A 12,422-nucleotide genomic window follows, 5' to 3' on the forward strand; every position below is an offset into this window, starting at 1 on the left:
GTTCTTGGAAAACATACTTGACTTTTTCGTAAGTCATACTCCTTCTTAATTTGTAGGGCTGTCGTACCTTAGTACGGCAGCCTAGATTTATTTTTGGAAAAAAAAACGCCTGGAGAACTCTCCAGGCACACTCCATTATCTAGTATAATATATTTTGTGTTACAAGTCTATACTTTTTTTCAGATTCTGTTAGAATAAGAAGAGTCGACAGCGGGATGTGGGAAAAGGAGAATGCAAATGAATGAATTACCTGGAATCACAAGAGAAGACGAAGAAAAAAGACTGGCGTATGTCATTGACATTGCGCAAAAGAATCTGGAACGGAATCAGCAAGGGGTTGCGAAATTAAAGCAAGACTTGCACGAATTGTTGGAAACCTATGGAGCAAAGGACGTTGAGGCGTTATCCATGTGGAACAACACGGTGGTTTTGTTAGAGGAGACTAAGACCGACCTGGTTCGAAGCGAGAAGGCAAGGAAGAAACCGTATTTTGGAAGAATTGATTTTACCGATGAGACGTTAAAAAAGAAGGAATCCTATTACATAGGAAGAGTTGGAATCGCAAAGGATATTACGAATCTTGAGGTAATCGACTGGCGTGCACCAATCGCAACGGTTTATTATGAAAATGCGCTCGGTCCTTGCAAGTACAGCGTGAAGAACGAGGGAACGTATCAGATTGATTTATCCAGAAAAAGAACGTATGAGATTGAACAGGATACGTTAAAAGATTTTTACGATTCGGATGTTGTCGCAAATGACGAACTTTTAACAAAGTATTTAGCAAAAAATAAAAAAGCGGTACTTGGTGAAATTATTGCGACCATTCAACAGGAACAAAATACCATTATCCGAAAATCCCCGAAACAAAATATTATCGTGCAAGGTGTTGCGGGTTCTGGAAAGACGACCGTTGCCATGCACCGGATTTCCTATATTTTGTATAACTATGAAGAGGAGTACCGGCCAGAAGATTTTTATATCGTGGGCAGTAACCGCATTTTACTAAATTATATCACCAGTGTTTTGCCGGATTTAGATGTCTATGGAATCAGGCAGATGACGATGGAGCAGCTTTTTACCAGACTTTTATATGAAGACTGGGATGAGGTCTCGATGAAAATCAGGCACCTTGAAAAAGGTGATATGACGGCGGCCGAAAAAGGAAGCTTTTCCTGGTTTCATGATTTGGAAAAATTCTGTAACGAGCTGGAATGGGAAACGATTCCAAGAGAAGATATTGTCATCAACCGCGCAGAATATGGTATTCACGCGGCCGAAAATAAGAAACGGAAATTAGTCCAAAAGCAGGTCCTTTTGTCAAAAGAAGCCATTGAAACCTATCTTAAGGAAAATCCGCAGGTTTCCATGCAAAATAAGATTTTAATGCTCAATGAGCGTCTTATGGCAAAGGTGCAAAATGAAATCATGGGAAAAGAGATTGGCTACATGCCGGAGGATAAAAAAGAAATTCAAAAACAGTTTCGCTTTTTCTTTGGACCGAAGTTGTGGAAGGGTTCTATTTTTGAATTATACGAAGACTTTTTAAATTTACAGGATGTCCGTGGAAAAGTGGTTCCCTATGTAAAAAATGAGTTTGATGTCTATGATTTAGCAGCGCTTGCTTACCTCTATAAAAGAATCAAGGAGACGGAAGAGGTCAGGGAAGCCAGCCATGTCGTCATTGATGAGGCGCAGGACTTTGGCATGATGGCGTATGCAGTTTTGAAATACTGTATGCGTGTGGGATGCACGTTTACCATCATGGGTGATGTATCCCAGAACATCAGTTTTGGCTACGGTTTAAATGACTGGGAAGAGTTAAAAGAGCATTTTTTAACCGGAACCTATGACAGTTTCAATCTGTTAAAGAAAAGCTATCGAAACACAATTGAAATATCCGATTTTGCCACGAATATTTTAAAACACGGAACCTTTCCAATTTATCCGGTTGAACCGATTTTGCGTCATGGCAACTCTGTGCGTATTGAGCAATGCGAGGATGACGCAGAATTAGAAAAAGAGGTCGCGGCCGCCATTCGAAAATGGCAGAAAAAGGGCTTGGAAACGATTGCGGTAATCTGCCGGGACGAAAAAGAGGCGACAGCGGTCGCAAAGAGATTGAAAAAGAAAGTGAAACTGCTTGACAGCAACCTGGAAACTACGGAATTTAGCAGCGGAGTCATGGTGCTTCCGGTCACTTACACCAAGGGATTAGAGTTTGATGCGGTCATTCTTTATGACCCGGATGAAGAAAAATATCCATCGGATAACGGTCATGTAAAACTTTTGTATGTAGCGGCAACACGAGCGCTTCATGAACTCGCAATCTTCCACAAAGGAAACTTAACTGGAATCATCAGAGATCCGGTTCCAGAGGGAAGACGTGTCGAGATGCTGCCGGAGGAGACGAAGCGTCCAGAAAAGAAGGAAGACAAGAAAGCATCCAAACAAGAAAGTGCTTCTAAATTATTGGATGCAGATGGCAAAAAAGCTTTGGAAAGAGCGCAAAAACCGCGCACCGAGGTTGGCCCACGAAAGATTGAACTTTCCGACTGCCAGAAGATACAAAAATCACAAAAGGTAGAAATGGTTCGCCCAGGAGGAGCGAAAACTTCTGCCAAAAACCAGGAACTTTTGAAAAAACGAAGAGAAGAGCAGGCAAAAAAAGCAGCTGTAAAGAACAATAGCATTACGGCAAAAACAGGAAGCCCACAGGAAGAAGAGAAAAATCTATCTCCATACAAGTTCGGTGATATTCCAGATCAGAGCAAACTTCGCCCGATGGGGCACAGCAAAGCAGATTGCGCAATTCGCTGGGGCAAAAAGGCAAAAGATTATGTGGATTTGGCAAGTGCTTATGGAACGCTTCGCATCACACCGGTTACGCCGGAAATTGTCCGTATCAGTTTTCAAAAATCACAGTTAGCGGAGTTCTCGGATTGTAAGAGCATTGCACTTTTGCAAGGAAGTGTGAAATGGAATTTCAAAGAGTCGAAGGATGCGTTTGAGCTTGCGACAGAGAAACTTCTTGTGCGTGTGGAAAAGAAAGTCGGAGCAGTGCAGTTTTTTACAAGAGATGGAAAGAAACTTCTGTCCGAAAATGCCAAAGAACCAAGACTGTTAGGCCAGGGCATGAAAAATCAAAGCTATGTCTTTTTTGACTGGGAAAAGAATGAAAAGCTTTGGGCGAAAGGTCTTTTAGACGATGATTTAATCAAGATGAATCTTTCTGCAAAATATATTTCTTACGGGAACCGTGCGCTGCGTCTGCCATGCCTGCTATCGGAAAAAGGATATGGACTCACATTCGCTGCAAAAGATGCGGTGATGTGCTGTGATATTTCGGTATATGGAACCTATGTGATGACAGAGGAGATGCCACAGACCGATTACTATTTCATGTACGGCGGTAGTGCAGGAGCATCCAGAGAACTTTACAAGCTTTTAACGGGGAAAATAAAATGACAAATATAGTTAAAATAACAGATTATAATGCAGCAGAATTGGATATTTATGCAAGAAAAAAGGAAAGCCAGCTGTTGCATTACTATGAACCAAAGCAGGGAATTTTTATTGCGGAGAGCCCGATTGTAATTACAAGGGCTCTCGATGCGGGATATGAGCCACTTTCTTTTCTTGTTGATGAGGCAGAACTAAAAACAGAGATGGCGGCGGCGCTTCTTTCGCGCTGCCCGGATACTTTGGTCTATACCGCAGAAGCATCCATTTTAAAACAGATAACCGGATTTGAACTGACAAGGGGAATGCTTTGTGCGATGCATCGAAGAGAGCTTCCTTCTGTGGAGGAGGTTTGTGCTAATGCAAAAAGGATTGCGGTGCTAGAGGATGTCGTAAATCCAACCAATATCGGTGCAATTTTCCGCTCTGCAGCAGCACTCAATATGGATGCGGTATTGTTGACACCGGCATGCAGTGACCCGCTGTATCGCCGGGCAATCCGTGTCAGTATGGGAACAATTTTTCAGGTGCCATGGACTTATTTTTCCAGGAAGGAGACAGTCTGGCCGGCAGAGGGAATGGATGAACTGCACCGACTTGGTTTTAAGACGGTGGCGATGGCGCTCCGGGACGATTCTTATAGTATTGATGATCCAAGGCTTCATGCGGAGGATAAGCTGGCGGTTATTCTTGGAACAGAAGGAGACGGTCTTTCTAACGATACGATTGCAGACTGTGATTATACAGTAAAAATTCCGATGACACATGGAGTAGATTCCTTAAATGTTGCAGCGGCAAGTGCGGTGGCATTCTGGGAGCTGGGTAGAAGCGGAAAAAGATAAAAAAGGTCGAAAACAAAATTTATGGTATTTATGAACAAAAAAAGGACATACGAATTGGTATAATTATGCATTGACGCGAAACGCAATATTGCAAATAATAATAATTACCAGACGTTTCGAAAATTTTCGAAACAAATACCGAATAGAGCATGCATGACGGAAACTATTTTGGAGAAGGGGAAGGAGAAAGTCTGGAAAATAGAATGAAGGGAGTTTTTTCAAAATGAAAAAACAGGAGAGAACAGCTTTACGGGCAGGAGCATGGTTGGCAGTGTTTGCACTTGGCATCGCATCAGCTCCGGTAGGTTATGCTCCACTACAGGCAGAGGCTGCAACATTACAGCAAAAGTACGAGTTACTAGATGATGTGCAGGACTCTGCCATTTTGCATTGTTGGAACTGGTCGTATCAGACGATTGAGGAGAACATGCAGCTGATTGCGGAATGTGGGTATTCTGCAATACAGACATCACCATGTACACAGCCGAAAGATTACACTTATGACGGTGTGGTCGGAACGGATGTCGGAACACCTGGGGTTGGTGGTTCCGGAAACTGGTGGAAACTGTACCAGCCGGTTACGTTTTCTGTCTGCGATAACGGACAGACATGGCTTGGCACAAAAGAGGAATTGGAATCCATGTGTGAAAAGGCAGAAGAGTACGGCATTAAGGTAATTGTGGATGTCGTTACCAATCACATGGGAAATATTAAGGGTTGGCAGAATTCATTGAGTGATGTTTCCCCGCAGGTTGGAACATATTGGAATGAAGATATGTTGACGGATGAGTCATACTGGCACATCAACGATTATCAGACCTGGATGAGTGACAGCAGACTTCATTTCACACAGGGAACCATGGGAATGCCGGACTTAAATACCGGGGACAGCCGTGTGCAGGCCTATGTTGCCAATTACTTAGACGAGCTGATTGACTGTGGCGTGGACGGATTCCGTTTTGATGCGGCGAAACACATCGAGACTCCGGACGATGATCCTTCGTTTGCAAGTGATTTCTGGCCGAATGTATTAGGGGAAGCCGAGTCACATTATAAAGCAGTCACCGGGGATGATTTGTATGTATACGGAGAAGTGTTAAATACAGTTGGGGATAATTTCAGCATTGACTCCTACACCAAATATATGACAGTGACAGACAACTCCGCCGGAAATCATTTGTTAGAAGCATTCCGAAACAATAATGTGGGAACGTTAAGCATGGATTATGCGCCGGAAGTCTCTCTTTTATGGGCAGAATCGCATGATACTTTTATGAATGAATCCTCCCGGTATGCATCCGATAAGTCGATTGTCAGAACCTGGGCGATGGTGGCAAATAAAGACAATGCATCCGCACTGTTTTTTGCAAGACCGTACGCATCCGCAGAGATTCTGGAAAATGATCAGGATGGCTGTATGAAGAGCAATCTTGCAGTGACACTGGTGCAGGCGCAGATGGGCGAATGTGAAACTTACGTGTGGGCAAGCAAGGAAATTGCGGCAATCAACCATTTCAACAACCGTATGAAAGACCAGTCGGATGAGATGGGCTCCGATGGAAATGTTGCGTACTGCAAACGTGGAAACGGAATTGTGCTGGCAAGTTTTAACGGAGCAGGAACCATCAGTATGTCGTCACACGGATTAGCAGATGGCACCTATACGGATGAGGTATCGCGCAATACATTTACCGTTTCCGGTGGAGTGCTTCGTGGAACGATAACCAGTGAGTATGGAATCGCAGTCATCTACCAGAATGTTATGGACAATCCATCCACAAACTATCCGGTTCAGATTACCTGTGACAAGGCAGGTGGCACAACATTTTACACAGATGGATTAGAGGTTACACTCTCAGAATCCTATGCTAACAGTGCTTCTTATCGTGCGTCGACAGGGGAGGCTGGAACTTTTTCCGGAACTTGCGCTGTCACCATCGGACAGGGATTAAAGGCTGGGGAGAGCGTTACGTTAACGGTTACGGCATCAAACAGCAAAGGAACACAGACGAAGACCTATACCTTTTACAGGGATGAATATGATCTGACAGACTGCATCTTTTTTGAAAATACGAATGACTGGGATAACGTGACGGCATACTTATGGAACGATGAGGGAACGACTGTTGCCACAAATGCATCCTGGCCTGGAGAAGCGATGTATGCGTGTGATACAAAAAATTGTATTTATGCATTAAAAATAGATACATCTGCCGGTTACAATAAGGTCATTTTCAGCAACAAAGGGGCATCGCAGACAGCAGACCTTGCGTTTGGAGAAGTTGGTTATCTGTATCATCCGTCGACTGGAACCTGGACAGAATATGTGGCAGATACGGTAAAGACGCCAATGATTACGGCAAGTGAGGATTCCAAGAAATTTACAGACAGCATCACCGTAACCTATACGGTAGAAAATGCGGCATCGGCTACGATTTCTGTAAATGGCAAGGAGGAGACGTTTACCGACTCCATCACCAAGACTCTGACGGAGAGCAGTACCGTTGTAATTACAGCTGTAAATGAAAAGAAATCGGCAACAAAAGAATTTACTTACACCAAGGTAGAGCCGGTGGAGACGACAACCGTATACTTAAATATTGCAGCCTGCAGCTGGTTTACCAACGATAAGGCTGTTCCTGCAATCAAAACAGACGAGGATGAGACGTATACACAGATGTCATCGTTTGTGAATGCAGCAGGCGAGACGATTTACACAGCAAAAATCAGTGGAGATGCAACAAAAGCAACGGTAGTTCGAATGCTGCCAAGTGGAAACGTTTACAATGCGGTAACGTTTTCGGTAAATCAGGGAAAGGATTACTTTACCGGCGACAGTAACTGGTCACAGGTGACGGCTTCTAAGTACGAGGAACCGGAAGAAGCTGAGATGATAACGGTTTATTTTGTAAATAACTATGAGTGGGGCAGCGTCTACGCCTACGCCTGGGGCGGCAGTGTGACAACATCGACATGGCTGGGAGATGCAATGGAATATGTAGGCACGAATGCGTCCAACCAGAAAATTTATAAGATTTCCATTGCCGGCGACAGCACAGGATTGATTTTTAACAATGGGGCAGGAAGCCAGACAGTGGATATTACAAGCGGAATTTCGGATGGAACCAGCTATATGTTAAGTGGCTCTGGAAGTAAACTTAGCGTTGTGGCAGGCACATATCAGAAGTAGAAAACATAATTTTTGAGTATAGGAAAAGGCAGTAGCTGCGGAAAGTCGTGGTTACTGTCTTTTTTTGAAGGTGAGAAGCAGAAAAATTCTTCATAAAAAATTAAACTTATTTTACATTGAATTTTAATTTTATTTATGATATGTTTAATAATGTTAAAACTAATGAGGAAGGATTGTTGATGTAAAAATAAATTTTACACAAATCTAAGCTTAAGATATGAAAAACAATAGAAAGGAGACTGCGATGGAGATTGATAAAATACCACAATGGATACTCATGTTAGAGCCGGAGGATATCGCATTTCTTAAGAACTTTGTTTTAAAATCAGGTTCCTTAAAAGAAATTGCACGCTTGTATGAAGTTTCTTATCCGACAGTGAGGTTAAGACTCGATAAGCTCATTCAAAAGATTGAGCTGAGTGACAAAAAGGAAGAAGAGCCATTTTCAAAATTCATCAAAGGGTTAGCAGTTGACTCTGTCATTGATTTAGAAACTGCAAAACTTATCATTGAAAAATACAAACAGGAAAAGGAGAACCGTCATGATTGAATTAATAGCCGGATTTGCAGTTGCAATTGTATTGTTAGGAGTGGAGTATTTTTTGTGTACAAAGTTAGAGAACCCGCTTTGGGGCGGAATCATTCCATTCGTTGTGCTTATCGCATCGATAGCACTTATTGTATGGAAAGATGTGCCATTGACGTCGGGAAAACTTGTTCCATTTATTTTGTTGAATGTGATTTGCTTTTTAGAGTGGGCAAGTGGCAGGGAAAAGCATAAACAGCTGAAGCAGGCTGAGTTAGAGCGTATGAAGGCGAAGGATATCCAGTAAAAAGCAGCTTGTCACAAGCAAAGGAGTAGTTATGCAATCAGATAGAGAATTAAGAGAACAGTTACGAAATATAGATCATAAAAGTTACCCGCTTTACAAGTCATTAAAGGGAAGTTATCGTTTTCCGAAGTATGTTTTGTGCATTGATCATGTGCAGGGAGATCCATTTGCGGCACCATCGGATGTGCGCGTCGTGGTAGAGATAAAAAATGCCGGATTCCCGGAATTTACAAGAAAGGATTCCCTGACAAGAGAGACACTTGCGGATATCCTTTTACGTGAGTTTGCAAGGCAGATTCATGCATTTACGTTTAAGGCGAAAGGCTCTGGAAAAAGTGGACTGATTTCCGTTTCACAGCCAGGACAGGAAGTGCTGAAAAGAACGGCATGTGAAGTAGGAGCCAAAGAAATTACGATGCGTTTTTCGGTTGGGTTTCCGGCAAATGGTCGAACCATCAATGCAAGAGAACTGGAAAAGATAGTATTTGAATATCTTCCGGTGTGCGTGGAAAAAGCACTTTATTACCAAAGCCTGGATGCAAAACGTGTGAAGGAAGCAATTGACCTTGCAGAGGATCAACAGGCGATTCGAGAGAAACTTAGCGATATGGGACTTGTGGCATTTGTTGCGAACGGTTCGATTCTGCCCCGCGAGAGTGGAATCTCATCGCGCCCGATGAAAGGTGCAAAAGAGTTCATTTCTCCGAAATCATTAGAAGTAACCATGGAACTTCCACACAAGGGAACCATCAAAGGTATGGGCATTCGAAAAGGAATCACTTTGATTGTAGGTGGCGGTTATCATGGTAAGTCCACAATTCTTACGGCACTAGAACTTGGTGTATACAATCACATTGCAGGCGATGGAAGGGAATATGTGATTGCCGATGACACAGCAGTGAAACTTCGCTCAGAGGATGGACGTTTCATCAAAAATGTTGATATTTCAATGTTTATCAATGATCTTCCAAGCGGCACGGACACACACGATTTTTCCACAATGGATGCCAGTGGAAGCACGTCGCAGGCAGCAGGAATTGTAGAAAGCATCGAGGCAGGCAGCCATCTTTTCCTGTTAGATGAAGATACCTCCGCAACGAATTTCATGGTGCGTGATGCTTTTATGCAAAAGGTTGTCAGCCCGGATAAAGAGCCAATCACACCATTTCTTGCAAGAGCAAGAGATTTGTATGAAAATTTAGAAATTTCAACGATTCTTGTGGCGGGAAGCTCCGGAGCCTTTTTCCACATTGCAGATACGGTCATTCAGATGGATTGCTACGAGCCGATTGATATCACAGAAAAAGCGAAGACGCTCTGCAAAGAATTCCCAATTTCAGAAGAAGAGACCAAACCATTCGTGAAACCAGACAGTCATCGCATCATGGAAAAAGATAAAGATGGTGCGACAAAACGCCGTGATTACCGCAGTGGAGCCGTGAAAAAAGACGCACCAGAGCGGCTGAAGGTAAAGACAATGGGAGTAGATGGTTTTGCCATCGGGAAACAGAATGTGGATTTGCGCTATCAGGAGCAGCTGATTGACAGTGAACAGACCGCGGCATTAGGTCTTTTGCTAAAATATGCAGTTGAGCATCTCGTAGATGGGAAAAGAACGATTGCTGAGGTTGTAGAATTGTTACAGAAAAAATTGGACGAAGACGGAATGAAATTTGCAGCAGAGCGTGGAGAGATATCCGGGGGATATGCAGTTCCGCGGAAACAGGAGCTGTTTGCCTGCATTAATCGGTATCGGGTGTAGAGGGATGAGAGATTTGAGATTACCATATGATGATAGTTTGAATATTAGCTTATTGAGTAAAGTATTTGAGCGTAAGCGTATTTCAAACTGCTATAAGTATTTTTGGTTCCAAGCTATATTGGAATTGCTTTCGGAAAAAAAAAGTGAGATTTTCTTATGATGAAATTCTGAATCAAATGATAGAAGATGCATGGTATATGGTTACAGAATATAAGCTGCGTTTAGGACCATGTAATACGACAGACAATCTGGAAGAGGTAGTGAAATATATTTTTTCTACCACGAAAATATCGTCTACGGCAAAAAAAGGAACCGTGATTCAGTATCTGGAAACGTGTGATGACCCCGTAATTCAAAGGTATAAGAAGAACTTAATTGTGAATGTGCCATATTGTTTACAGAGTCCATTTTATACCTCGATTAAGAATCTGGGACGTTCAAAAATTAATGAAATAAACACACAGAAGCATTTGCTTTATTATTTTGTGTCGGCTGAAGGAACAAACTCACAATTAGAGATGAATGAAGAGTGGGTGAGTTATCTGATTCACAACAGGGATATATTACGAGACTGGGTAAAATATAATCTTATAGGTTATTTACAGGATAGGAATCCAAGTGTGCCGGGAATCGTGGAAAAAATAATAAAGCCTGAGAAACGTGATTTGAGAAGAGTAAGGGAATATTGGAAGACGATAATTGAAATCGAGCCTGGCATAACGGAAATATATGAGAAAACGGTTATGAAGGATAAGGAGATAAGCATAGATCATTTTGTGCCATGGCAGTATGTGGCACATGATGAGCTGTGGAATCTGAGTCCGACAACGAAGAACATAAACAGTCAAAAAGGCAATCAGTTACCAAATTTTAAGGATTATTTTGGAAAATTGTCATCACTGGAATATCGGGCATACAAAGCTTCCTATAAGTATGAAAATGTAAAAGAGAAATATAAAATCTGTTTAGATCATCATGTTAATAATCTGGATGTAAGAAGTAGTTTATATCAGGCAGATTTAGACCAATCAATGTTTGAGACGCGTTTGTTTAATATAATCAAGCCGGTTTATGATTCTGCAAGGCTGAGTGGCTTTACGGAGTGGATACATTAACTAGAAATAATGGATACAATTGTTATTCATTAGAGAATGAATGTGAAATATGTGGGTTTTATGTGTAAATGCTGTTACAAGGGGATATCTCATTTTGTTTTGTACGAATTAGATGCTAATGTTAATATGGAGGATAAAAAATGATTGTGCAGTTTCAGAAAATGAGTGAATATATCAATGATGGTGGATTATGGGTATTAATACCCTATTGTCTCATATATTTGTTAATGACGCTAAATTATAAGGTGTCAAAAAATCGCGTTAGAGCAATAGAGTATTATATTATTTTTAAGTTTAGTATTTATTTTGCCGTAGCTATATTAGCCATGAAGTTTCTATTTGTCCCTATCGAAAACACGATTTTTGTGAGTTCTGGCATTGCCACTGCATTGATTCTGGTTTTGGTAGGAACGGTTGTATACAATTTGATTGTTCCGGTGAAGGCAATGAAGTTTAGTGACAGTGAATATACTTTCATGTCGGTGTTGGCTACAATATTAGTATTACTGTTGTTCTTTCCAATTGACATTGAAGTATCACTTAATGTAGTTGGTATACTTTTAGGAAAGTTTTTATGGTTTGATAGCAGAATTGAATTGAAAAGAATACAAAAAATGGTATCATCGATAAAAAATCGAAATGTAAGAATCTCTTTTTTGCAAAGGAACAAGGAACATATTATCGTCTCCGTAACCTGTAGTGTTATAATCCTTATTCAAGTTATTTTAATGAAAGTCGCTAGAGAATTATCAAGTGTACCAGTGCTAATAGGTATTTCCATATTGGGATTAGCAATCGGAGTAATCATTTCATCTATACTGGAAAGACAGATTGATAAAATTGGAAAGAAAAAAATGGAAGCAATTCAAAGGTTTGAGGAAGTAACAGGGAAAAAGATAAAAATTTGTAAATAATTTTTCCTTAGTACATGTCACGCAAGAGGGGCAATCACAAAAATTAGATGTGAATATGCGACGCATCATAGAAACTACAAAAACGGATGCTGGAACAAGGGTGCAGATACAAAATATAGTGCCACATGTGTGCTGACGCATCTATTGCTCGAATATGGCAAAATCGGGAAGAAATCCCAAGACATTGTAGTACCTTATGGGGTATTCGGATATAGGTGTAACAATGAATGTGTATACATATATCGGATTAGACGATGCTGAGGATTAGCTTAGAATGTCTCTATTTCAATTGCATCAAAATATT

General features: G+C 41.4%; 8 protein-coding genes and 1 pseudogene. All 9 read left to right on the top strand.

The annotated features are described in order from the left end of the window. The first annotated feature begins 237 nt into the window (after positions 1-237). Positions 238-3,468: a 3'-5' exonuclease gene (locus tag BIV16_RS02350; protein ID WP_242940322.1), complete on the top strand. Its 3,231-nt coding sequence runs from the start codon at positions 238-240 to the stop codon at positions 3,466-3,468. Then, positions 3,465-4,304, top strand: coding sequence for a TrmH family RNA methyltransferase (locus BIV16_RS02355; RefSeq protein WP_075679518.1), 840 nt, complete (start codon positions 3,465-3,467; stop codon positions 4,302-4,304). The genes BIV16_RS02350 and BIV16_RS02355 overlap by 4 nt, the downstream gene beginning before the upstream one ends. Before the next feature lie 223 nt (positions 4,305-4,527). Continuing rightward, positions 4,528-7,494, top strand: a complete 2,967-nt coding sequence (locus BIV16_RS02360; protein WP_075679517.1) for a starch-binding protein — start codon at positions 4,528-4,530, stop codon at positions 7,492-7,494. Positions 7,495-7,738: 244 nt separating this feature from the next. Further along, complete coding sequence (locus BIV16_RS02365; RefSeq protein WP_075679516.1) at positions 7,739-8,044, top strand: DUF2089 family protein; 306 nt, start codon at positions 7,739-7,741, stop codon at positions 8,042-8,044. Continuing rightward, positions 8,037-8,327, top strand: coding sequence for a hypothetical protein (locus BIV16_RS02370; protein ID WP_075679515.1), 291 nt, complete (start codon positions 8,037-8,039; stop codon positions 8,325-8,327). The genes BIV16_RS02365 and BIV16_RS02370 overlap by 8 nt, the downstream gene beginning before the upstream one ends. 31 nt (positions 8,328-8,358) lie before the next feature. Next, on the top strand, positions 8,359-10,089 hold the full coding sequence (locus BIV16_RS02375) for an ABC-ATPase domain-containing protein (protein ID WP_075679514.1): 1,731 nt from the start codon (positions 8,359-8,361) through the stop codon (positions 10,087-10,089). A 197-nt stretch (positions 10,090-10,286) separates the two neighbouring features. Next, the gene (locus BIV16_RS02380) at positions 10,287-11,204 is read left to right on the top strand and encodes an HNH endonuclease domain-containing protein (protein WP_242940321.1); all 918 of its coding nucleotides are present in this window, start codon (positions 10,287-10,289) and stop codon (positions 11,202-11,204) included. Between the two features lie 140 nt (positions 11,205-11,344). Beyond that, positions 11,345-12,118, top strand: a complete 774-nt coding sequence (locus BIV16_RS02385; protein ID WP_075679513.1) for a hypothetical protein — start codon at positions 11,345-11,347, stop codon at positions 12,116-12,118. Between the two features lie 97 nt (positions 12,119-12,215). After that, positions 12,216-12,383, top strand: a pseudogene (locus tag BIV16_RS15700) (site-specific integrase); the annotation flags it as partial. Positions 12,384-12,422: the final 39 nt, after the last annotated feature.

This window comes from Roseburia sp. 831b (assembly GCF_001940165.2).
Lineage (GTDB): Bacteria > Bacillota > Clostridia > Lachnospirales > Lachnospiraceae > Roseburia.

Coding starts and splice junctions, on each gene's coding strand:
- BIV16_RS02350 (WP_242940322.1), top strand. CDS start 238: ATGAATGAATTACCTGGAATCACAAGAGAAGACGAAGAAAAAAGACTG.
- BIV16_RS02355 (WP_075679518.1), top strand. CDS start 3,465: ATGACAAATATAGTTAAAATAACAGATTATAATGCAGCAGAATTGGAT.
- BIV16_RS02360 (WP_075679517.1), top strand. CDS start 4,528: ATGAAAAAACAGGAGAGAACAGCTTTACGGGCAGGAGCATGGTTGGCA.
- BIV16_RS02365 (WP_075679516.1), top strand. CDS start 7,739: ATGGAGATTGATAAAATACCACAATGGATACTCATGTTAGAGCCGGAG.
- BIV16_RS02370 (WP_075679515.1), top strand. CDS start 8,037: ATGATTGAATTAATAGCCGGATTTGCAGTTGCAATTGTATTGTTAGGA.
- BIV16_RS02375 (WP_075679514.1), top strand. CDS start 8,359: ATGCAATCAGATAGAGAATTAAGAGAACAGTTACGAAATATAGATCAT.
- BIV16_RS02380 (WP_242940321.1), top strand. CDS start 10,287: ATGGTTACAGAATATAAGCTGCGTTTAGGACCATGTAATACGACAGAC.
- BIV16_RS02385 (WP_075679513.1), top strand. CDS start 11,345: ATGATTGTGCAGTTTCAGAAAATGAGTGAATATATCAATGATGGTGGA.